Raw genomic sequence first — 20,855 nt, 5'->3', positions numbered from 1 at the left:
GCCCGGGAGCGACTAACGGAGGTCGAGGGTGTCGGACGTTCGGAACCTGATCGTCGTGGGATCGGGGCCCGCCGGGTACACCGCGGCGGTCTACGCGGCGCGTGCCCAGCTCGAACCGCTGGTGTTCGAGGGCTCGCAGTACGGCGGCGCGCTGATGACCACGACCGAAGTCGAGAACTACCCCGGTTTCCGCGACGGCATCATGGGCCCCGACCTCATGGAGCAGATGCGCGAGCAGGCCAAGCGCTTCGGCGCCGAGCTGCGCGCGGAGGACGTCGAGCAGGTCGAGCTCGACGGCCCGGTGAAGTACGTCACCGCGAACGGCAAGCGGTACGCCGCCCGCTCGGTGATCCTCGCCATGGGCGCCGCGGCGCGCTACCTGCACGTTCCCGGTGAGCAGGAGCTGCTCGGCCGCGGCGTGTCGGCCTGCGCCACGTGCGACGGCTTCTTCTTCCGCGACCAGGACATCGCCGTGATCGGCGGCGGCGACTCGGCGATGGAGGAGGCGACGTTCCTCACCAAGTTCGCCCGGACCGTCACGATCATCCACCGCCGCGAGGAGTTCCGCGCCTCCAAGATCATGCTGGAGCGCGCGCGGAGCAACGAGAAGATCAAGTGGCTGCTGAACGCCGAGGTCGTCGAGGTGCTGGGCCAGGACGCCGGCACGGTGTCCGGTGTGAAGACCCGCGACACCCGCACCGGTGAGGTGACCGAGCACCCGTTCACGGGCTTCTTCGTCGCCATCGGCCACGACCCCCGCAGCGAACTGGTCAAGGGCCAGGTCGAGCTGGACGGCGAGGGCTACGTCCAGGTCGTCGGCCGCACGACTCACACGAACGTGGACGGGGTGTTCGCCGCGGGCGACCTCGTCGACCACACCTACCGCCAGGCGATCACCGCCGCCGGGTCGGGCTGCGCCGCCGCGATCGACGCGGAGCGCTGGCTCGCCGAACACGGGACCACGGAGGCCGCCGTCACCGCCGAGCACGTGGGCGGTGGCTACAGCGAGCCCGTCTCGACCAGCTGAACCCACCTTTCCGAGGGAGAAACACGACATGGCAGGCACCCCCGTGGTCACCTCCGCCAAGACGTTCGTCGATGACGTCCTGACCAGCGAAAAGCCGGTTTTGGTCGACTTCTGGGCGACCTGGTGCGGCCCGTGCAAGATGGTCGCGCCGGTGCTCGAGGAGATCGCCGCCGAGAACCCCGAGAAGATCACCATCGCGAAGCTCGACATCGACGCCAACCCGTCGATCGCGCGGGACTACCAGATCATGTCGGTGCCGACGATGATCCTGTTCCAGAACGGCAAGCCGGTGAAGCAGATCGTCGGCGCCAAGCCGAAGGCCGCGCTGCTCAAGGACCTGTCCGACGTCCTCTGAGTGCAACCGAACCAGTGACCCGTCCGTCTTCAGAGGAGGCGGACGGGTCACTCGTTTGTGGACCCGCAACCACTCGCAGTAGCCCCGTCCGTGGCATCGGCGCGAGCAAGGCACAATAGGTCGTCAAGTTCGCGTCGACGGATGTCGACGCCTTAGTGAGCGAGGGGTGCATGCTGCTACTCCGCCGCGGGGATTTCGGTCCGGACGTCGCCGAGGTCAGGGCAACGCTGACGAAGCTCGGTCTGCTGTCCGATCCGCAGCCGTCCCAGGTGTTCGACCTGCCGGTCGAGCACGCGGTGCGCGCGTTCCAGCAGCAGCGGGGTCTCATCACCGACGGCATCGTCGGCCCCGCCACCTACCGCGCCCTGCGCGACGCGACGTACCGGCTCGGTGACCGCCCGCTCGCGTTCCTCATGGCGCAGCCGGTGACCGGTGACGACGTGTTCGCGTTGCAGGAGCGCCTGCTGGAGCTGGGTTACGACGCCGGCCGGGCCAACGGCGAGTTCGGTCAGCAGACGGAGCTCGCGTTGCGGAGCTTCCAACGCGACTACGGCTTGATCGTCGACGGCATGTGCGGCCCCGACACGGTCCGCGCGCTGCGCCAGCTGCAGCCCAAGGTGCGCGGCGGCCGGCCGGTGTTCCTGCGCGAGCAGGAGCGGGTCCGCCGGGCCGGGCCGAGGCTGTCCGGCAAGCGCATCATCATCGACCCCGGTCACGGCGGCGAGGACCGCGGTGTCGTGGTCGACGGCGTGTCCGAGGCCGACGTCATGCTCGACCTGGCCAGGCTGCTCGAGGGCAAGATGGCCGCCACCGGCATGGAGGCCCTGCTCACGCGTGGGCCGAACCACAACCCGGACGAGGGTGAACGGGCCCGGTTCGCGAACGAGGCGGGCGCCGACCTGATCCTGTCGCTGCACACCGACCGCAACTCCTCGCCCCTGGCGTCCGGCGTGGCGACGTTCCACTTCGGGACGGGCAACGGCACGTCGTCCACGGTCGGCGAGGCGCTGGCGGGGTTCATCCAGCGGGAGATCGTCGCGCGCACCGGCATGCTCGACTGCCGCACGCACCCGAAGACCTGGGACATGCTCCGGATGACCCGCTGCACGGCGGTCCGCGTCGAGGTCGGCTACCTGACCAACCCGGGCGACCGGCAGCGGCTGGCCAACCCGTCGTTCCGCGACGTGGTCGCCGAGGGCATCCTGGTCGCGGTGAAGCGCCTGTACCTGCTGGGCAAGGACGACCAGCCGACCGGCACGTTCACCATGGACGACCTGCTGCGGCACGAGGTGGCCACCGGCAAGCTCCGCTGACGGCGCTCACCTCACCGGACCGGCGACCCGGCCCCGAGGCCGAGGGCGCCTACCAGCCCGTGAGCACGTCCAGCACCTCGGCGACGGCGTCCTCGTCGTCCGCGCGGTTCTGGGCGCGCAGGTCCAGCATCAGGTCGGTCAGCTCGTCGACCAGCTGCTCGGCCGGGATGCCCTCGGCCTGCCACCCGTCGAGCAGTGTGCGAATCTTCACGAAGTCCCGCGAGCCCTCGATGATCGCGAGTACTTTGCCCTGGATCTCGACACCCACGTCCACGAGTCGATCTTATTGGCCGGCCCGCCGGTGAGGAGCACGATGGAGTTCTACCGCCTCGAACCCGAGGTCGCAGGCTTGTTGGGCGAAGGAACCGTGATCGACGCCGCGGCCCACCCGCCGCGCATCGAAGCGGTGCACTACGAGATCACCGACTGGGCCGGCGACGACCTGATCGAGGCGTTCCCCGTCTACCTGGTCACCGACGACCTGGCCGACACGCTGGTCGACAGCGGCCTGGACGCGTTCCGCATCCGCCGCGCCACGGTGACCCTCTCGGACGAGGCGCAGGAGATGCTGGAGGGCAAGGAGCTGCCCACCTTCCACTGGCTGGAAGTCACCGGTCAGGCGGGCGTGGACGACCTCGGCGTCACCGACCAGGGGCAGTTCGTCGTCAGCGAGCAGGCGCTCGACCTCCTGCAGTCCGGCACGCTGGAGAACTGCGACGTCGACCGCTTCTAGCGGGCGGGCATCTCCCACGGGATGCCCGGCAGCACGTGCCCGGTCTCCAGCAGCGACTTCAGGTTCGACAGCACGGCCGCCCAGCCGGACGCCGCCTGCGCGCGCTCCGCTTCGTCCGCCAGACCGCTGTGCGTCACGGTCAGCCGCACGATCTCGCCGTACGCGTCGATGCGGAACGCCACCGTCGACGTCACGGCCGGCTCCGCCGGGTCGGCCCACGTCGTCACCAGCAGGCGCGGCGGGTCGGCCTCGACGACCTGGCCCACCACGTCGTCCACCTCGGAGCCGTCCACGCGCCGGTGCGCCCACGCCGAGCCCACCTGCCAGTCCGAGACGTTGCGGTGGCCCCAGTACTGCGCCGTCACGTCCGCGTCCGTCAGGGCCTCCCACACCCGCTCAGGCGTGCTCTCGATGTACGTCACGTACACGAACTCCGGCTTCACCGGTTCCTCCGCTCGTCGTTTCACGTCGCTGAGCAGCCGCAACCGCGGCCGTTCGAACTTGTCGATCCACCGTTCCTGCACCTCGTGCAGCGGCACCGGGTTGAGGTAGTGCAACTTCTCCCGGCCACGGCGGGTGGTGCTGACCAGGTTCGCGGCCTCCAGCACGGCCAGGTGCTGGGTGACGGACTGCCTCGTCATGCCCAGCCGGGCGCACAGCTCGCCGAGGGTCTGGCCGTTCTCCTCGTGCAGCCGGTCCAGCAGGTAGCGGCGGGTCTCGTCGGCCAGGGCCTTGAACACCTTGTCCACACCGCACGTTATGCAGGCAAATACCTGCATGTCAATCCGTGACGAAGAACCCGCAGGTCACTACGGGTTTCACACAGGCTTGAAACTGGGTTCCGCGGGCGCGGCGGACACCGTCACCGAGCTGAGCAGGCGCTCCAACGCCGCCTCCACGTCTTCCTTCCACGACGACGCGCTGCGCAGCTCCAGCCGCAACCGCGGCCACCGGGGGTGGGGGCGCACCGTCTTGAAGCCGACCTGCAGCAGGAAGTCGGTCGGTGTGACGCAACCCGGCCCGTCGACCTCCGGCCGGTTGTCGCCGAACGCCTCGATCGCCTTCACGCCGCGACGCGTGAGGTCCTTGGCCACCGTCTGCACGAGCACCCGACCGAGACCGCCACCGCGGAACTCCGGCAGCACCTCGAGCCCCGTCATCAGCACCGCGTCGGGGCTGGCGGGGGAGGTGGGGAAGGCCAACGACCTCGGCACGGCCGCCGGAGGCGCGTAGAACACGGACCCGGCGGGAATCCCGTCGAGGTAGATGATCCGACCGCAGGAACCCCACTCCAACAGCACGCTGGAGACCCAGGCCTCCTTCTCGAACTCGGTGTCCCCGAATTCCTCGGCCTGCTCCTTCAGGTGGGGCGCGAGCTCCCAGAAGACGCAGGTCCGACTGTGCTTGGAGAGGTGCTCCAGGTTGTCCAAGGTGACGCCAACGACACGACGCGACACCCCGACCTCCAAGCCCCCGAACACATCCCCCCACGAGGATAGGCGGATGTGACCCCCGCCCGGAAGACAGATGCCCCGAACGGGACGGCCGTTACACTCGGGCGGGAACAAACCCGCCGGTAACGCCCCACCTACGGAGTTTCCCGTGAACCTACCCGGATTGCCCCCGATGCAGGGAGCCAGAAGCCTCGACCCCCACCTGCGCCGGTACGCGGCGCGCACGGCGGGCATGACGGCATCGGAGATCCGGGCGCTCTTCGCGGTGGCGAGCAGGCCTGAGGTGGTGTCCCTGGCGGGAGGGATGCCGCACCTGGCAGCACTGCCGCTGGAGTCCCTCAGCGCGGAAGTGGCCGACGTCGTGGCCACGGAGGGGCTCGTCGCGCTCCAGTACGGCAGCGCGCACGGCGTGCCCGAGCTGCGTGAGCAGATCTGCGACGTGATGGCTCTGGAGGGCATCAACGCCCACCCGGACGACGTCGTGGTGACCGTCGGCTCCCAGATGGGCCTCGACATGGTCACCCGCATCTTCTGCGACCCCGGTGACGTCGTGCTGGCCGAGGGCCCGTCCTACGTGGGGGCCCTGGGCTCCTTCGCCGCATACCAGGCCCAGGTCGTCCACGTGGGCATGGACGCCGACGGCCTCATGCCCGAGGCGCTGCGCGAGGCCATCGCCTCCGTGGAGCGCTCCGGCCGCCGGATCAAGTTCCTCTACACGATCCCCAACTTCCACAACCCGGCCGGCGTCACGCTCGCCGTCCAGCGCCGTGCCGAGGTGCTCGACATCTGCCGCACGCACGGCATCCTCGTGGTCGAGGACAACCCGTACGGCCTGCTCGGCTTCGACGGCGTCACGTACCCGGCCCTGCGCGCGACCGACCCGGACAACGTCGTCTACCTGGGCTCGTTCTCCAAGACCTTCGCCGCCGGCCTCCGGGTCGGCTGGGTCCTGGCGCCGCACGCCGTCCGCGAGAAGCTCGTCCTGGCCGCCGAGTCGGCCACCCTCTGCCCGCCGACCCTGAACCAGCTGATCGTGTCGCGCTACCTGAAGACGCACGACTGGCAGGGTCAGATCAAGACCTACCGCGAGGCCTACCGGGAACGGCGTGACGCGGCGATCTCGTCACTCGAACAGCACATGCCGCTTGGTTCCACGTGGAACAAGCCGAACGGCGGCTTCTACGTCTGGGTGACCGTCCCCGAAGGCATCGACACCAAGGCCATGCTGCCCCGCGCCATCACGCAACGCGTGGCGTACGCGTCGGGCACCGGCTTCTACGCCGACGGCCTCGGCAGCCGCCAGTTGCGCATCTCGTACTGCTACCCGACGCCCGAACGCATCCGCGAGGGCGTGCGACGGCTCGCGAACGTCATCAAGGACGAGATCGAGCTGCACGAGACGTTCGGCCCGACCGTGGGCCGCGCCGTCTCCGGCCCGCACAGCCCCTCGCCCGACACCGCTTGATCAGGAGCACACGTTGTCCAACCGCTGGGTCGCAGTCCTGTCCGGGGGCCTTTCGCACGAGCGGGAGGTGTCCTTGCGATCCGGTCGCAGGCTGTCCGCCGCGCTGCGCTCGGCCGGCCTGGTCGTGGAGGAGTGGGACGCCGACGGCAACCTGCTCACCCGGCTGAAGGAGCACCGTCCCGACGCCGTCGTGGTGGCGCTGCACGGCGGCGAGGGCGAGAACGGCTCCGTGCAGACCATCCTGGAGCTGATGAACGTCCCGTTCGTCGGCACGGACTCCCGCGCCTGCCGCCGTGCCTGGGACAAGCCGACCGCGAAGGGCGAACTGGCCCGCGCCGGCCTGGCCACCCCGGAGTGGGCCGTGCTGCCGCACGCCACGTTCCGCGAACTCGGCGCCCAACCGGTCCTGGACGCCATGGTCGACCGCCTCGGCCTGCCGCTGATGCTCAAGCCGGACCAAGGCGGCTCGGCCCTGGGCGCCCAAGTCGTACGCGACGCCGCCGAACTCCCGGCCGCCATGGTCGGCTGCCTGGCCTACGGCAACACCGTCCTGGCCGAACGCTTCGTGGAAGGCACCGAAGTCGCGGTCGCCGTCGTCGACGGCCCGGACGGCCCCTACGCCCTCCCCCCGGTGGAGATCGTCCCGGAGAACGGCGTCTACGACTACACCGCCCGCTACACCGCCGGCCTGACCGACTTCCACGCCCCGGCCCGCCTCGACGAGAAGGCCGCCCGAGCAGTCGGCGAACTCGCCGTCTCCGCCCACCGCCTCCTGGGCCTGCGCGACGTCTCCCGAACCGACGCCATCGTCGCGCCGGACGGAACCGTCAACTTCCTGGAAGTCAACGTCTCACCGGGCCTCACGGAAACCTCGCTCCTCCCGATGGCCGTCGAAGCCGCCGGCCAGTCCCTGGGCGACATCTACGCCGGCCTCATCGAACGCGCAGTTTCCCGTTAGACCCTCTCACCTAACGATGACGGCCCGTGTCCAACAGGACACGGGCCGTCATCGTCACCGTGACAAAAGCCCCCTGGGTGATCCCTTGCACCAAAAACGAATCCCATTTGTCCGTTTTCCACCCAGGATCCAACCAACCCCAGAACCACCCGAAGCCCCAACCCCACACACCCACAACGGCCCCGCAACCACCCCACCGAGGCCCGATTTGACATGGGTTCGGGTGCCATAGGGGCCCCATGTCAAATCGAGCCGGGCTTGACCACCGAGCCGGAAGTGACCACCAACCGGCCTCACCCAGCACCCGTCACACCGGACCAGGCCCCGACCGCTCCCTCTGCCCAGCCTCCGGCGACATGAGCTGAATGATCCGCTCCAGATCATCGACGGACCCGAACTCCACCACGATCCGCCCCTTCCGCTGCCCCAACTCGACCTTCACCCGAGTGTCGAAGTTGTCCGACAACCGCTCCGCCAACTCCTGCAACCCGGGCGCCTGCATCGGCTTCCGCCGCACGGCCTTCGCCTTGGCCGGCTCCGCGCCCTTGGCCAGCGTCACCGCTTCCTCGGTCGCCCGGACCGACATGCCCTCGGCGACGATCCGAGCGGCCAGCTCCTCCTGCACCCCGGGATCCTCGACCCCCAGCAACGCCCGGGCGTGCCCTGCGGACAACACCCCGGCCGCCACCCGCCGCTGCACCGGCAGCGGCAGCTTCAGCAGGCGGATCGTGTTCGTCACCACGGGCCGGCTGCGGCCGATCCGGTCGGCCAGCTCCTCGTGCGTCACCCCGAACTCCTCCAGCAGCTGCTGGTAGGCGGACGCCTCTTCCAACGGGTTCAGCTGCACGCGGTGGATGTTCTCCAGCAGCGCGTCACGCAGCATCACGTCGTCGGCCGTGTGCCGGACGATCGCCGGGATCGTCTTCAACCCCGCCAGCTGGGTCGCCCGCCACCGCCGCTCGCCCATGACGAGCTCGTAGTGGTCCGGCCCGATCGCCCGCACCACGATGGGCTGCATCAGCCCGAACTCGCGGATCGAGTGCTCCAGCTCCCGCAGCGCCTCTTCGTCGAACACCTGCCGCGGCTGCTTCGGGTTCGTTCGAATAGCCGTGACCGGCAGCTCCTGGTACACCGCGCCGGCCACCTCCCCGGTCGGGCCGGGGGAGGGCGCAGGGGTGGACTCCCCGTTGGACAACCCGTTCGACGACCCGTTGGAGCCCGTCCGCGCCGGCGACGGCGACGGTGTGCCGGGCGGTGGGCCGCTCGGGATCAGGGCCGCGAGCCCGCGGCCGAGGCCACCCTTGCGCTGTTCCGTCATGCCGACCCCATCTCCGCGCCGAACTCGGCGATCTCCCGTGCCGCGTCGAGGTAGCTCATCGCGCCCCGTGAGCCGGGATCGTAGGTGAGCACCGTCTGACCGAATCCTGGTGCCTCGGAGACCTTCACGCTGCGCGGGATCACCGTTTTGAGGACCGTGTCGCCGAAGTGGCCGCGCACCTCGCTGGTCACCTGGTCGGCCAGTTTCGTGCGGCCGTCGTACATCGTCAGCAGGATCGTGGACACGTTGAGCGTCGGGTTCAGGTGTGCCTGCACCAGCTCGATGTTGCGCAGCAACTGCCCCAACCCCTCCAACGCGTAGTACTCGCACTGGATCGGGATCAGCACCTCCTGCGCGGCGACCATCGCGTTGACGGTCAGCAGGCCGAGCGACGGCGGGCAGTCGATGAACACGTAGTCCGGCTTGATGGAGTCCAGCGCCTCGGGGCTCAGCGCCTCCTTCAGCCGCGACTCCCGGGCGACCATCGAGACCAACTCGATCTCCGCGCCCGCCAGGTCGATCGTGGCCGGCACGCAGTACAGGTTGGGGGACTGGTTGCTGACCTGAGCCGCTTCGGCCACGGACAGCTCACCGATCAGCACCTCGTACACCGACGGCGTGCCGGAGCGGTGCTCGACGGCCAGCGCCGTGCTCGCGTTGCCCTGCGGGTCGAGGTCGATGACGAGCACCTTGAGGCCGTGGATGGCGAGCGCGGCGGCCAGGTTCACCGTGCTCGTGGTCTTGCCGACGCCACCTTTCTGGTTGGCGACCACCATGACCCGGCGACGGTCCGGACGGGGGAGTTGGAGGGAGTCGGGGTGCAGGACGCGGGTGGCGCGTGCCGCTTCTTCCGCGATGGGGGTCCACACGGTGCTGTCTCCTGCCGGTTCCACGTTGTTTGCCAAGTTCGACTCGGATGCGGGACGGAGCACTTCACCCGCGCCCACCACACCTTCGGGTTCGGTTTCACGTGAAACACCGGCCGCTTGGAACACCGGTTGCAGGGGGTCGGGGTACACGTTCACCGAACCTTCCTTCTGCGACGCGCGCCTTCACGGCGGCTCGCCTGCTCATCGCGCTCCACGAGCACGACCGTCGTCGGCAGTTCGAGTACTTCGCCACCGCAGGTGGTGACGCGCGGTCGGATCCCTCCGGCCCGGCGCACCGCCTCGGCGTCGCGTTCCAGTTCTTCCGCGGCGCTCTCGCCCTTGAGGGCCACCAGACGTCCACCCGGCCGGAGCAGCGGCAGGCACCACCGCGTCAGCCGTTCCAGCGGGGCCACCGCGCGCGCCGTCACGACGTCGCTGTCACCCAGCTGCTCCCGCACCTGCGGCTCCTCCGCCCGGCCGCGCACCACGGCGACCGTCAGCCCGAGCGCGTCGACGCACTCGGTCAGCCACGCCACCCGCCGCGCCATCGGCTCCAGGAGCGTCAACTCCAGGTCCGGCCGCGCGATCGCCAGGGGGATCCCCGGCAGGCCCGCGCCCGAGCCCACGTCCACTACCCGTGCACCTTGGGGGAGCAGCTCCGCCACGACGGCCGAGTTGAGGATGTGGCGCTCCCAGAGCCGGTCGACCTCCCGCGGGCCGATGAGCCCGCGTTCGACGCCGTGCTCGGTGAGCAGTGCCGTGAAGGCGACCGCCTTGTCGTAGTGGTCACCGAAGACCTTCTTCGCGCGGTCTTCCACCTCTGCGGCCATGTCTCCGTCCGGGACGTTTCACGTGAAACCACACCAGACGCCGGCGGCGGCCGGGTGTGGGCGATGGGGTTGGGCGTCTCGCCAAGGAGGCGATGAGCCCCACGAGATGTGCCGGTCCCCACTATGACGGATCACCCCGGCGACACGCCAAATCCGAGTCGCGTTTCACGTGAAACTTTCAATCCGACCGTCCTTGGGGAGCACCCGGAGGAGCTCCAACGCGTAGTCGACCGACGCGACGTGATCCAACTCGGGGACCTCCTCGAGCGGGAACCACGCCGCCTGGTCCGTGCTCCCGCCGACCTCGAACGTCAACTCCCCGCCGACGACGTGCGCCTCGTACATGATCCGGATGCGGTGGTAGTCCAAGTCGACCCCGTCCCGCGTCAACGGACCGTGGACGTTCTGGATGCCGAGCAGCCGGTCCACCTCCGCCCGGTAGCCCGTCTCCTCGAACACCTCGCGGACCACCGCGTCGTACGGGTCCTCACCGTGGTCGAGCCCCCCGCCGGGCAGGATCCACATCGGCCGGTCCGGTCCGAGCCAGCGGGAGAGCAGCAACCGGCCGTCCTCGATGATCACGGCATAGGCGGCGACACGGAGCTTGCGGATGATCCCAGTCATGCCGCGACCGTTTCACGTGAAACACGACGAGGGGAAGGGCAAGGGCATGTACGAGATCAGACCGGGGGTGCTGAGCACGATGGGGCACCCCTACAGCCTCGACCACATCGCCTACCTGGCGACGGCCGGCGTCGAGGTGATCGTGTGCGCGCTCACCGAGACGGAGCTGGCGGAGCTCGACCTGGCCGACGAACCCGAGGCCGCCCGCGACGCCGGCATCACCTTCCACTGGCTGCCGATCCCGGATTTCGGCATCCCCGCCACCACTCCGAACCTCGACCCCGTCCTCCGCGACATGCGCGCGGGCCGGCACGTCGTGGTCCACTGCTGGGCCGGGATCGGCCGCTCGTCGTTGCTCGCCGGCGCCCTCCTCGTCCTGGACGGCGCGTCACCCGAAGCGGCGTGGCAGGCGATCTCCGAGGCACGCGGCCGGGACGTCCCCGAGAGCGACGAGCAGCGCGCGTGGCTGACCACCTTCGCGCAAGCCCGGTTCTGGGACGCCCAGGCCGCGACGTTCGACGAGGACGCCGACCACGGACTGCGCGACCCGGCCGTCCGCCGGGCGTGGGCCGATGTGCTCCTCCCACGACTGCCACCCGCCCCCGCCTCGGTGGTCGACCTCGGCTGCGGCACGGGCAGCCTCGCCGCGTTGCTCGCCGAGGCCGGCCACCACGTCGCCGGCCTCGACCTCTCCGAGCGGATGCTCGCGCCGGCCCGCGCCAAAGCTCCCGGCATCGACTTCCGCCAAGGCGACGCGGCCCACCCGCCGTACCCGCCGGGCAGCTTCGACGTCGTGCTCGCCCGGCACGTCCTCTGGGCGCTGCCCGACCCGGCCGCCGCGCTCGACCGGTGGCGCGCCCTCCTCAAGCCGAACGGCCGCCTGATCCTGGTCGAGGGTCGCTGGTCCACCGGCGCCGGCCTGACCGCCGCCGAGTGCGTGGCGCTGCTGGGGGAGGGGGACGTCCACCCGCTCACCGACCCGACCCTCTGGGGCCGGGAGATCACCGACGAGCGCTACCTGGTCGTGGCGTAACCAGCCATCCCACCGACCAACCAGAACGGCCCCGATCCCACCAGGGGACCGGGGCCGTTCAGCCACACCGCTCGTGCAACCCGCTCAGGGCTTCGGCAGCACCACCACGCGGCGCTGGGGCTCCTCGCCCTCGCTCTCGCTGTGCACGCCCGCCACCGCGGCGACGGCGTCGTGCACGACCTTCCGCTCGAACGGCGTCATCGGGTGCAGCCGCACCTTCTCGCCCGTCGCCACCACCTTCTCCGCCGTGGTCCGGCCGAGGTCGGCGAGTTCGGCACGTCGTCCGGCGCGCCACCCGGCGATGTCCAGCATGAGGCGGCTGCGCACTCCCGTCTCCTGCTGCACCGCGAGCCGGGTCAGCTCCTGCAACGATTCCAGGACCGTGCCGCGGGGACCGACCAGCTTCTCCAGGTCGTCACCGCCGTCGATGCTCACGATCGCCCGACCCGCCTCGACGTCGAGGTCGATGTCGCCGTCGTAGTCGAGCAGGTCCAACAGCCGCTCGAGGTAGTCCCCGGCGATGTCGCCCTCCTGGACGAGCAGGTCCTCCGAACTCCCCGAGCGCGCCGGCGGAACCTTGTCGGCCTCCGGTGCGTCCACGTCGGCCGCCTGCAACGTCTCCGACACGATGTCTCCTCTCCAGGGTCAACGACGCTTCTTGTTGCCCTGCTTCTTGCCTGGGGATCGGTCTGGGCTCAGACCGGGGATCTCGGTGGACGGCTTCGCGGTCGGCGTGGACTCGCTCGCGTCGTCCGGTGCGGCCTTGGCGGCGCCCGAGGCGGGCTGGGCGCCCGCGGGCTTGCGCTGCGGCTGCGGCTTCTGGCCCGGCTTGGGCTTGGTCGCGGGCTTCACGCCCGGCTTCGGCGCGAGCGCCGACCGCTGCGCGGTGGCCTCGACCTTCTTCGCCTCTTCCTCGCGGTCGATGCGGTGGTACACGACGTACTGCTGACCCAGCGTCCACGCGTTGTTGCTCAGCCAGTAGAGCAGGATCGCGACGGGGAAGAAGAGGCCACCGACGAGCACGCCGATCGGGAAGATGTAGAGCGTCAGCTTGTTCATGATCGCGGTCTGCGGGTTGTCCGCCGCCGCCTGCGTCTGCCGGGCCACCGAGTGGCGCGCGGTGAAGTGCGTCGCGATCGAGGCGATGATCATCAACGGGATCGAGACCAGCAGCACCGCGTTGCGGCTGGTGGCGAACTGCTCCAGCTCCTGGGCGGGCATCGTGATGAAGGTCGACAGGTTCGCGCCGAACAGCTTCGCGTTGACGAACGACTCCACGCCCTGGGCGTCGAAGAAGTAGACCTCGCCCCAGCCGGGCCGGAACGAGCGCAGCACGTGGAACAGGCCGATGAACACCGGGATCTGCACGAGCATCGGCAGGCAGCCGCCCAGCGGGTTGACGCCGTGCTCCGACTGGAGCTTCTGCATCTCCTGCGCCTGGCGCTGCTTGTCGTTCGCGTACTTCTTCTTGATCTTCTGCAGCTCGGGCGCGAACTCCTGCATCTTGCGCATCGAGCGGACCTGGCCGACGAACGGCTTGAACAGGATCGCGCGCAGCGTGAAGACGAGGAACACCACGGCCAGGGCCCACGCGAACCCGCTCGACTCGCCGAAGATGTGGCCGAACACCCAGTGCCAACACCACAGGATGAAGGACACCGGGTAGTAGATGAAGTTGAGCACTAGCTACTCCTCGGCAGGAAGGTCGGGGACCGCGTTTCGCCTCGGCGGAACCGGGTCCAGGCCACCAGGGTGCCAGGGTCCGCAGCGACCCAGCCGGCGCAGGGTCAGCCAGGAACCGCGCAACGCACCGTGGACGGTCAACGCCTCCACCGCGTACGCGCTGCAACTCGGGTGGAAACGGCAGGTCGGGGGCAGTGCCGGTGAGATGAACTTCCGGTAGAAGCGCACCGGCAGCAGCAGCACCCGGACGACGGGGCTCACCTGGACGGTCGTCATCGCAGCACCTTGTGCAGCGCCGCGTCGAGGTCACGGCCGAGCTCGGCGCTGTCCGCATCGGCTGACGGTGCCAACGCGCGCACGACCAGTGAAGTTCCGGGCGGCAGCACGTCGAGCCGATCGCGCACCACGTGCCGGAGCTTGCGGCTCACGCGGTGCCGGACCACGGAGTTGCCCACGGCCTTGCTCACGACGAAGCCCACCTTGGACGGGTCCAAGGTGGGCTGCGCCGACGTCAGGACGTGCACCACCAGCCGGGACCGGCCGGCCCGGCGGCCTCGGCGGACCACCAGGCCGAAGTCCTGGCTGCGGGTCAGCCGATTGGCCGCGGGTAGCACGGCGCTGCGGCGATCAGGCGGACAGCTGCTTGCGGCCCTTGCCACGGCGCGCGGCCAGGATGGCGCGACCGGCACGGGTGCGCATGCGCAGCCGGAACCCGTGCGTCTTGGCACGGCGACGGTTGTTGGGCTGGAAGGTGCGCTTACCCTTGCTCACGGTCGGACTCCCGGTGCTTAACTGCCAAGCAGGTCTGTGGTTGTCCCCAGCGATCAAGCCTTAGGCGCGCGAAAAGCACCCCACGCAAGCGGGAGACGGTTACGAGGGTACGCAGCCCCGGGGGCGCGGTTCAAATCGGGGTCGCCCCCGGACGCGCCGGACGGCGTCCCGAACGCCGTTCCAGGCACGGAAAGGGCTTGCGCGGCGGTACGCCTTGTGGCAGGGCCCGCACCTTGTTAGCGTGCTGCCTTCGCGGGTGATGCGAGTTGACGCGAGCCGGGCTGGACGGAGCACGACAGCCCCCGCCACGCCGGCCGCAGGCGCTCGGGAGCAACGGGGGGATCCGCTGCGCTCCGGGCCCCGTTCGTGCACAGTTGTGGATAACTCTGTGGATGCCTCTATTCTCCGTGTCCACGTCGTGGAAGTTCCCCGGGGACTGACCGCGGAGACGTCACGAGGGGAGGGGAGCGCGGAGGTGTCCGACCACCAGACCGATCTGGGTCTCGTGTGGGAGCAGGTCGTGCAGGAGCTCGCAGCCAGCACGTTGTCCCCCCAACAGCGCGCTTGGATGCGCGTGACCCGACCCATCGGGCTGCTCGACGGGACCGCGCTGCTCGCCGCGCCGAGCGACTTCGCCAAGGAAGCCATCGAGCGCGCGCTGCGCGAACCGATCACCGCGGCCCTCTCCCGTCGGCTCGGCCGAGCCGTCTCGCTGGCCGTGAAGGTCGACTCGCCCGACCCCGTGACCGCGCCGATCCCGGTGCCCGGCGCGGTGCCCGTGCCCGGACCGCCGCCCGGCGCGGTGGCCGTCAACGGCGGCGTGGCCGTCGAGGCGGAGCCCGAGGGCGACACCGAGGGCGAAGGCGAAGAGGTCGACGAGGAGGGCGAGGCGCTCGCCGCCGTCACCGAGATCTGGCCCACGTTCAGCGGTGGTCACGCCGCGCCGAGCGGCATGCCGTACACCCGGCCCGCCAACCCGGTGGCCTCGCAGACCAGGCTGAACGAGAAGTACAACTTCGACACGTTCGTCATCGGCGCGTCCAACCGCTTCGCGCACGCCGCCGCGGTGGCCGTCGCCGAGGCGCCCGCCCGCGCGTACAACCCGCTGTTCATCTGGGGCGAGTCCGGGCTCGGCAAGACGCACCTGCTGCACGCGGTCGGGCACTACGCGCAGCGGCTGTTCCCCGGCATGCGCGTGCGGTACGTGTCGACCGAGGAGTTCACCAACGACTTCATCAACTCCCTGCGTGACGACCGCAAGGTCGCCTTCCAGCGCCGGTACCGGGACATCGACGTGCTGCTGGTCGACGACATCCAGTTCCTGGAGGGCAAGGAAGGCACGCAGGAGGAGTTCTTCCACACCTTCAACACGCTGCACAACGCGAACAAGCAGATCGTGGTGTCCTCCGACCGGCCGCCCAAGCGGCTGGAGACGTTGGAGGACCGGCTGCGGACGCGGTTCGAGTGGGGCCTGATCACCGACATCCAGCCGCCCGAGCTGGAGACGCGGATCGCCATCCTGCGCAAGAAGGCCGCGCAGGACCGGCTGGCCGCGCCCGCCGAGGTGCTGGAGTTCATCGCGGCCCGGATCGAGCGGAACATCCGCGAGCTCGAGGGCGCGCTCATCCGCGTCACGGCGTTCGCCTCGCTCAACCGGCAGCCGGTCGACGTGCAGCTGGCCGAGATAGTCCTGCGCGACCTGATCCCGGACTCGCACGCCCCGGAGATCACCGCGCCCACGATCATGGCGGTCACCGCGGAGTTCTTCTCCGTGTCCATAGACGACCTGTGCGGCCCCGGCAAGACGAAGGTCCTGGCCCAGGCGCGGCAGATCTCCATGTACCTGTGCCGCGAGCTGACGGACCTGTCGCTGCCGAAGATCGGCCAGACGTTCGGCGGCCGCGACCACACGACGGTCATGCACGCGGACAAGAAGATCCGCAAGGAGATGGCGGAGCGCCGCCGGGTGTACGAGCAGGTGCAGGAGCTGACGTCGCGCATCAAGCAGCGCGCCCGCCACACCCCCTGACCCGCAAACGCTTGCGCCTCCCACCCCGCCGTCGCGCCTAGTACCGGCTCGGCGCCAGGCGCCTCCCAACCGACCCTGAACCGCACTCCGGACCCGAGCTGAGGTCGCCGGACCGGTTCGGCGACCTCAGCATCCCGGCGAACCCCGCGCCACGCGTCCCGGCAGCCGCACCCGGCCGACCACAGCCGGCTCCCGCTGCCCCCGCCGCACCGTGTCCGGCGGCCCCCGCGTCCGTCGTACCGGGCCGCCCGCACCCGGCACGGCGGTGTCCCCACCCCATCCTCACGGCGTCCCGGCACGGCACCCGGCGCCCGCCCCCGGTGAACGGACGGCGGCGCGCGGCCGTCGCCCGAGCCGGCCTCCGATGGGGTCGTCGTCCGCTCCTCCTCGCACCCGGGTGCCGCGCCCGCCGCGGCCCACCGGGAGGCGCCGAGGAGGCCGGAACACCCGGGCGTGGAGGTCGGGACCGACGGGGGTCGTTTCGTGTCACCCGTGTGAGGTACCCCCGCCCCACCGGGGCCGGGTCCAGGCCGTTCCCGGTGCGCCGCAACGGCCCCGTCGCACGTGCCGCCGCTGGTGAACGGCGGGCGAAAAGTTGTCCACAGGCCCGGCGAAGTGCCCCGTCGGGGGAGATTCGGCCCACCATCACCCTGTGCAGCACCCGGGTACAACCCGGCCCACACCCGGGGATTAACCCGGGGACAACTCGGCCTCCCTGTGGACCGAACGGACGAGCCTCGTAGTTCTCCCCGGGTGCGCCGACTTGTCCCCGGGTGACACCCCGTGTCCATCCACACCTCCAAGCGGGCGACACGCTGCGAAAACCGGGGTTGTCCACACAATCCACAGGCCCTACTGCTGTTGCTGTTGTCTTCCCTTGAAGATGAAGAACAAAGAAAAAACAGCCGGCGGTCGAGCCCGGGGACGAGCGCTCGGCAGCGCCTCGCCCCGGGGCAGCCCCGAGGTGACGAGGACCGGGCCGACGCTCTACGGTGGGGAGCCTCCGCGCCGAGGGTCGGAAGATCCGGCGAGGGCCGCGGCTCCCCAACCCCCACCGCAACGCATGCTGTTGTTGGTCATGCCGACTTGAGGAAGGACGCCTCATGAAGATCCGCGTCGAGCGCGACGGCCTGGCCGACGCCGTCGCCTGGGTCGCCCGCAGCCTGCCGTCCAGGCCGCCTGTCGCGGTGCTCGGCGGAATCCTGCTCGACGCCGGGGCGGAGGACGGCTCCGGCGAGGCGCTGACCGTCTCCGGGTTCGACTACGAGGTGTCCGCGCAGTGCGGCGTCCCGGCCACGATCGCCGACGGCGGCAAGGCGCTCGTCAGCGGACGGCTCCTGGCCGACATCACCAAGGCCCTGCCGAACCACCCGGTCGAGATCGCGGTCGACGGCTCCCGGATGACGATCTCGTGCGGCAGCGCCCGGTTCAGCCTGCCGACCATGCCGGTCGAGGACTACCCGCAGCTGCCGTCCATGCCGCAGCTGGCCGGCGAGCTCCCGGGCGAGGTCTTCGGCGAGGCCGTGAACCAGGTCGCCGTCGCGGCGGGCAAGGACGACACGCTCCCGATGCTGACCGGCGTCCGGCTGGAGATCGGCGAGGGCAAGGTGACCCTGGTCGCCACCGACCGCTTCCGGCTCGCCATGCGCGAGTTCCCGTGGGAGCCGAACGAGTCCCTCGGCGAGGTCGCCGTGCTCGTGCCGGCGAAGACCCTGAACGACGCCGCGAAGACGCTGGGCGCGTCCGGCGCGAAGATCGAGCTGTCCCTCGCCGCGAACGACGGCCTGCTCGGCCTGTCCGGCACGAACCGCCGCACGACCACCCGCTTGCTCGACGCCGACTTCCCGAAGTACCGCCAGCTGCTGCCCACCGAGCACTCGGCCGCCGCGATCATCGAGGTCGACGCGCTGGTGCAGGCGATCAAGCGCGTGTCGCTGGTCGCCGAGCGCGGCACGCAGGTCCGGCTGGAGTTCGTGGACAACGGCCTGCGCCTGTCCGCGGGCGGCGACGACGAGGGCAGCGCCGAGGAAGAGCTGCCGGTCGACTACACCGGCGACGCGGTCACCATCGCGTTCAACCCGACCTACCTCCTCGAAGGGCTCCAGGCCGTCCGCACGCCGCGGGCGCACTTGTCCTTCACCACACCCAGTCGGCCCGCACTGCTCAAGCCGGTGGACGAGGATGGGAACGTGGCGCCGGGCTACCTCTACCTGCTGATGCCCGTGCGCCTGCCCGGCTGATCCACCACGCCATCCACAGACGCTAGGGAAGAGGAACGACCGTGCAGCTCGGACTCGTCGGCCTCGGCAAGATGGGCTTCAACATGCGCGAGCGCATCCGCCGCGCGGGGCACGAGGTGGTCGGCTACGACCGCAACCCGGAAGTCACCGACGCCGACTCGCTCGCCGACATGGTGGGCAAGCTCGCCGCACCGCGCCTGGTGTGGGTGATGGTGCCCGCCGGTGACATCACCCGGCAGACGATCGCCGAGCTCGGCGACCTGCTCGAGCCGGGCGACCTGGTGATCGACGGCGGCAACTCGCGCTTCACCGACGACGAGGTCAACGCCAAGGCGTTGGGCGACAAGGGCGTCGGCTACATGGACGCCGGCGTGTCCGGTGGCGTGTGGGGCCTGGAGAACGGCTACGGGCTGATGGTCGGCGGCGACGCCGAGCACGTCGAGCGCGCCATGCCGATCTTCGACGCGCTCCGCCCGGAGGGCCCGCGCGAGGAGGGCTTCGCGCACGCGGGCCGCATCGGCGCCGGCCACTTCGCGAAGATGGTCCACAACGGCATCGAGTACGGCCTCATGCAGGCCTACGCCGAGGGCTTCGAGCTGCTGGAGGCCTCCAAGCTGGTGGACGACGTGCCGGCCACGATCAAGGCGTGGCAGCGCGGCACCGTGGTCCGCTCGTGGCTGCTGGACCTGCTGGTCCGCGCGCTGGAGTCGGACCCGGAGCTCGACGACCTGCGCGGTCACGTCGAGGACTCCGGCGAGGGCCGGTGGACCGTCGAGGAGGCGATCAAGCACGCGGTGCCCGCGCCGGTGATCTCCGCCGCGCTGTTCGCCCGGTTCGCGTCCCGGCAGGACGACTCGCCGGCGATGCGCGCGGTCGCGGCGCTGCGCAACCAGTTCGGCGGCCACGCCGTGCAGACCGCGGGTCCTTCGTCCGGTTCCGGCTCGACCCAGAGCTGACGAGTTGTACGTCCGGCACCTGCAAGTCACCGACTTCAGGTCGTGGGAGCACGCGGACCTGGTGTTCGAGCCGGGGGTGAGCGTGCTGGTGGGGCGCAACGGCCAGGGCAAGACGAACCTGGTCGAGGCGCTGGGGTACGTGGCCACCCTCGGTTCGCACCGGGTGGCCACGGACGCGCCGCTGATCCGGCACGGCGCCCCGCGCGCGGTGGTCCGCGCGGCGGTGGTCAACGAGGGGCGCGAGCTGCTGGTCGAGCTGGAGATCACGCCGGGCAAGGCGAACCGGGCGCGGGTCAACCGCGGCCCGGTGCCGCGCCCGCGCGACGTGCTCGGCATCCTGCGGACGGTGCTGTTCGCGCCGGAGGACCTGGCGCTGGTGCGCGGCGACCCCGGCGAACGCCGGCGGTTCCTCGACGAGCTGCTGACCACGCGCGCGCCGCGGTACGCCGGGGTGCGCAGCGACTACGAACGCGTGCTCAAGCAGCGTGGCGCGTTGCTCAAGACCGTGCGCGCGGCGCGCAACGCCGACATCAGCACGCTCGACGTGTGGGACGGGCACCTGGCCCGGCACGGCGCCGAGCTGCTGGCCGCGCGGCTGGACCTGGTCGCGGACATCGCGCCGCACGTGGCCGCGGCGTACGCGGAGGTGGCGCCGGAGTCCCGGCCCGCGCGGATCGCGTACCGGTCGAGCCTCGGCGAGGCGTTCCCGGAGTCGCACGACCGGGACGTGCTGGAGGACGCGTTGCTCGCCGAGCTGCACCGGGTGCGCCCGCAGGAGGTCGAGCGGGGCGTGTGCCTGGTCGGGCCGCACCGCGACGACCTCGACCTGGCGCTCGGCGACCTGCCCGCGAAGGGCTACGCCAGTCACGGTGAGTCATGGTCCTTCGCCTTGGCCCTGCGTCTCGGCGGGTACGAGTTGCTGCGTGTCGAGGGGGCCGAACCGGTCCTCGTGCTGGACGATGTGTTCGCCGAACTGGACCGGGGCAGGCGTCGTCAGTTGGCGAAGGTGGCCGCCGGCGCGGAGCAGGTGCTGATCACGGCGGCGGTCGCGGAGGACGTGCCCGAGGAGCTGGACGGGCTGCGGTTCGACGTTCGCCACGGGGAGGTGCACCGTGTCTGAGGAGTTGCCCCGAACGGGTGTGACCCGACACACATCTGGGGACAACCCTGTGGATGGTGTGGATAACTCCCCTCGTG

General features: G+C 70.5%; 23 protein-coding genes. 11 read left to right on the top strand and 12 right to left on the bottom strand.

The genetic code is table 11. The features are described from left to right. Positions 1 to 28 precede the first annotated feature (28 nt). The 3 genes from trxB to LNK82_RS25445 all read left to right on the top strand — a co-directional run bounded on the left by trxB (position 29) and on the right by LNK82_RS25445 (position 2,695). Complete coding sequence (gene trxB, locus LNK82_RS25455; RefSeq protein ID WP_230569503.1) at positions 29 to 1,027, top strand: thioredoxin-disulfide reductase; 999 nt, start codon at positions 29 to 31, stop codon at positions 1,025 to 1,027. A 28-nt stretch (positions 1,028 to 1,055) separates the two neighbouring features. Continuing rightward, positions 1,056 to 1,382: a thioredoxin gene (gene trxA, locus LNK82_RS25450; RefSeq protein ID WP_230569502.1), complete on the top strand. Its 327-nt coding sequence runs from the start codon at positions 1,056 to 1,058 to the stop codon at positions 1,380 to 1,382. 170 nt (positions 1,383 to 1,552) lie between these two features. Continuing rightward, a complete protein-coding gene (locus LNK82_RS25445) occupies positions 1,553 to 2,695 on the top strand; it encodes an N-acetylmuramoyl-L-alanine amidase (RefSeq protein ID WP_230569501.1) in 1,143 nt (380 codons plus the stop codon). Positions 2,696 to 2,744: 49 nt separating this feature from the next. On the opposite strand, the gene LNK82_RS25440 is transcribed toward LNK82_RS25445, so the two are convergent. Continuing rightward, entirely contained in the window at positions 2,745 to 2,969 is a 225-nt protein-coding gene (locus LNK82_RS25440; protein ID WP_230569500.1) for a hypothetical protein, read from the bottom strand. Between the two features lie 39 nt (positions 2,970 to 3,008). Between LNK82_RS25440 and LNK82_RS25435 the strand changes: the two genes are divergently transcribed. Then, a complete protein-coding gene (locus LNK82_RS25435) occupies positions 3,009 to 3,428 on the top strand; it encodes a hypothetical protein (RefSeq protein WP_230569499.1) in 420 nt (139 codons plus the stop codon). On the opposite strand, the gene LNK82_RS25430 is transcribed toward LNK82_RS25435, so the two are convergent. Both LNK82_RS25430 and LNK82_RS25425 read right to left on the bottom strand, forming a co-directional pair. Then, complete coding sequence (locus LNK82_RS25430; protein WP_230569498.1) at positions 3,425 to 4,177, bottom strand: ArsR/SmtB family transcription factor; 753 nt, start codon at positions 4,175 to 4,177, stop codon at positions 3,425 to 3,427. The two genes, LNK82_RS25435 and LNK82_RS25430, sit on opposite strands and share 4 nt — an antisense overlap. Before the next feature lie 69 nt (positions 4,178 to 4,246). Next, the gene (locus LNK82_RS25425) at positions 4,247 to 4,885 is read right to left on the bottom strand and encodes a GNAT family N-acetyltransferase (RefSeq protein WP_230569497.1); all 639 of its coding nucleotides are present in this window, start codon (positions 4,883 to 4,885) and stop codon (positions 4,247 to 4,249) included. Positions 4,886 to 5,054: 169 nt separating this feature from the next. Here LNK82_RS25425 and LNK82_RS25420 point away from each other — a divergent pair, with 169 nt between their 5' ends. After that, entirely contained in the window at positions 5,055 to 6,347 is a 1,293-nt protein-coding gene (locus LNK82_RS25420) for an aminotransferase-like domain-containing protein (protein ID WP_230569496.1), read from the top strand. 13 nt (positions 6,348 to 6,360) lie between these two features. Beyond that, the gene (locus LNK82_RS25415; protein WP_230569495.1) at positions 6,361 to 7,305 is read left to right on the top strand and encodes a D-alanine--D-alanine ligase family protein; all 945 of its coding nucleotides are present in this window, start codon (positions 6,361 to 6,363) and stop codon (positions 7,303 to 7,305) included. Positions 7,306 to 7,612: 307 nt separating this feature from the next. On the opposite strand, the gene LNK82_RS25410 is transcribed toward LNK82_RS25415, so the two are convergent. The 4 genes from LNK82_RS25410 to LNK82_RS25395 all read right to left on the bottom strand — a co-directional run bounded on the left by LNK82_RS25410 (position 7,613) and on the right by LNK82_RS25395 (position 10,946). Beyond that, a complete protein-coding gene (locus LNK82_RS25410) occupies positions 7,613 to 8,623 on the bottom strand; it encodes a ParB/RepB/Spo0J family partition protein (RefSeq protein WP_230569494.1) in 1,011 nt (336 codons plus the stop codon). Then, positions 8,620 to 9,516, bottom strand: a complete 897-nt coding sequence (locus tag LNK82_RS25405) for a ParA family protein (protein ID WP_170185177.1) — start codon at positions 9,514 to 9,516, stop codon at positions 8,620 to 8,622. The genes LNK82_RS25410 and LNK82_RS25405 overlap by 4 nt, the downstream gene beginning before the upstream one ends. Before the next feature lie 128 nt (positions 9,517 to 9,644). After that, positions 9,645 to 10,322, bottom strand: coding sequence for a 16S rRNA (guanine(527)-N(7))-methyltransferase RsmG (rsmG, locus tag LNK82_RS25400; RefSeq protein ID WP_230569493.1), 678 nt, complete (start codon positions 10,320 to 10,322; stop codon positions 9,645 to 9,647). Positions 10,323 to 10,487: 165 nt separating this feature from the next. Beyond that, positions 10,488 to 10,946, bottom strand: a complete 459-nt coding sequence (locus LNK82_RS25395) for an NUDIX hydrolase (RefSeq protein ID WP_230569492.1) — start codon at positions 10,944 to 10,946, stop codon at positions 10,488 to 10,490. Between LNK82_RS25395 and LNK82_RS25390 the strand changes: the two genes are divergently transcribed. Then, positions 10,945 to 11,979: a methyltransferase domain-containing protein gene (locus LNK82_RS25390; protein ID WP_230569491.1), complete on the top strand. Its 1,035-nt coding sequence runs from the start codon at positions 10,945 to 10,947 to the stop codon at positions 11,977 to 11,979. The two genes, LNK82_RS25395 and LNK82_RS25390, sit on opposite strands and share 2 nt — an antisense overlap. Before the next feature lie 84 nt (positions 11,980 to 12,063). Here the strand turns inward: LNK82_RS25390 and LNK82_RS25385 are convergent, their stop codons facing one another. From LNK82_RS25385 to rpmH, 5 genes are read right to left on the bottom strand one after another with little or no spacing between them, the layout of a single operon-like run. Beyond that, entirely contained in the window at positions 12,064 to 12,606 is a 543-nt protein-coding gene (locus LNK82_RS25385) for a Jag family protein (protein WP_053714548.1), read from the bottom strand. 18 nt (positions 12,607 to 12,624) lie between these two features. Further along, the gene (gene yidC / locus LNK82_RS25380) at positions 12,625 to 13,662 is read right to left on the bottom strand and encodes a membrane protein insertase YidC (protein WP_230569490.1); all 1,038 of its coding nucleotides are present in this window, start codon (positions 13,660 to 13,662) and stop codon (positions 12,625 to 12,627) included. Positions 13,663 to 13,665: 3 nt separating this feature from the next. Beyond that, complete coding sequence (gene yidD, locus LNK82_RS25375) at positions 13,666 to 13,938, bottom strand: membrane protein insertion efficiency factor YidD (RefSeq protein ID WP_230569489.1); 273 nt, start codon at positions 13,936 to 13,938, stop codon at positions 13,666 to 13,668. Next, positions 13,935 to 14,276, bottom strand: a complete 342-nt coding sequence (gene rnpA, locus LNK82_RS25370; RefSeq protein ID WP_230569488.1) for a ribonuclease P protein component — start codon at positions 14,274 to 14,276, stop codon at positions 13,935 to 13,937. Before rnpA ends, yidD begins: the two co-directional genes overlap by 4 nt. Before the next feature lie 13 nt (positions 14,277 to 14,289). Next, on the bottom strand, positions 14,290 to 14,433 hold the full coding sequence (gene rpmH / locus LNK82_RS25365; RefSeq protein ID WP_073897783.1) for a 50S ribosomal protein L34: 144 nt from the start codon (positions 14,431 to 14,433) through the stop codon (positions 14,290 to 14,292). A 475-nt stretch (positions 14,434 to 14,908) separates the two neighbouring features. On the opposite strand from rpmH, the gene dnaA reads away from it, so the two are divergent. From dnaA to recF, 4 genes are all read left to right on the top strand, one after another. Then, positions 14,909 to 16,462 (top strand): chromosomal replication initiator protein DnaA, encoded by a 1,554-nt coding sequence (dnaA, locus tag LNK82_RS25360; RefSeq protein ID WP_230569487.1) that lies wholly within the window; start codon positions 14,909 to 14,911, stop codon positions 16,460 to 16,462. 1,103 nt (positions 16,463 to 17,565) lie between these two features. Then, positions 17,566 to 18,702, top strand: a complete 1,137-nt coding sequence (dnaN, locus tag LNK82_RS25355) for a DNA polymerase III subunit beta (RefSeq protein ID WP_230569486.1) — start codon at positions 17,566 to 17,568, stop codon at positions 18,700 to 18,702. 41 nt (positions 18,703 to 18,743) lie between these two features. Further along, positions 18,744 to 19,658 (top strand): phosphogluconate dehydrogenase (NAD(+)-dependent, decarboxylating), encoded by a 915-nt coding sequence (gnd, locus tag LNK82_RS25350; RefSeq protein WP_308257266.1) that lies wholly within the window; start codon positions 18,744 to 18,746, stop codon positions 19,656 to 19,658. 4 nt (positions 19,659 to 19,662) lie between these two features. Continuing rightward, positions 19,663 to 20,778, top strand: coding sequence for a DNA replication/repair protein RecF (gene recF / locus LNK82_RS25345; RefSeq protein WP_230569485.1), 1,116 nt, complete (start codon positions 19,663 to 19,665; stop codon positions 20,776 to 20,778). The last annotated feature ends 77 nt before the right edge of the window (positions 20,779 to 20,855 follow it).

This window comes from Saccharothrix luteola, assembly GCF_020859565.1.
In the GTDB taxonomy this organism is placed as follows: domain Bacteria; phylum Actinomycetota; class Actinomycetes; order Mycobacteriales; family Pseudonocardiaceae; genus Actinosynnema; species Actinosynnema luteola.
The sequence above is the reverse complement of the archived record's forward strand: the minus strand, read 5'-3'. Positions and strand labels throughout refer to the sequence as shown.

Bases quoted from the DNA above. Each gene is read 5' to 3' on its own strand.
- trxA (WP_230569502.1), top strand. From the start codon at position 1,056: ATGGCAGGCACCCCCGTGGTCACCTCCGCCAAGACGTTCGTCGATGAC.
- LNK82_RS25445 (WP_230569501.1), top strand. From the start codon at position 1,553: ATGCTGCTACTCCGCCGCGGGGATTTCGGTCCGGACGTCGCCGAGGTC.
- LNK82_RS25435 (WP_230569499.1), top strand. From the start codon at position 3,009: ATGGAGTTCTACCGCCTCGAACCCGAGGTCGCAGGCTTGTTGGGCGAA.
- LNK82_RS25420 (WP_230569496.1), top strand. From the start codon at position 5,055: ATGCAGGGAGCCAGAAGCCTCGACCCCCACCTGCGCCGGTACGCGGCG.
- LNK82_RS25410 (WP_230569494.1), bottom strand. From the start codon at position 8,623: ATGACGGAACAGCGCAAGGGTGGCCTCGGCCGCGGGCTCGCGGCCCTG.
- rsmG (WP_230569493.1), bottom strand. From the start codon at position 10,322: ATGGCCGCAGAGGTGGAAGACCGCGCGAAGAAGGTCTTCGGTGACCAC.
- LNK82_RS25390 (WP_230569491.1), top strand. From the start codon at position 10,945: ATGCCGCGACCGTTTCACGTGAAACACGACGAGGGGAAGGGCAAGGGC.
- LNK82_RS25395 (WP_230569492.1), bottom strand. From the start codon at position 10,946: ATGACTGGGATCATCCGCAAGCTCCGTGTCGCCGCCTATGCCGTGATC.
- yidD (WP_230569489.1), bottom strand. From the start codon at position 13,938: ATGACGACCGTCCAGGTGAGCCCCGTCGTCCGGGTGCTGCTGCTGCCG.
- dnaN (WP_230569486.1), top strand. From the start codon at position 17,566: ATGAAGATCCGCGTCGAGCGCGACGGCCTGGCCGACGCCGTCGCCTGG.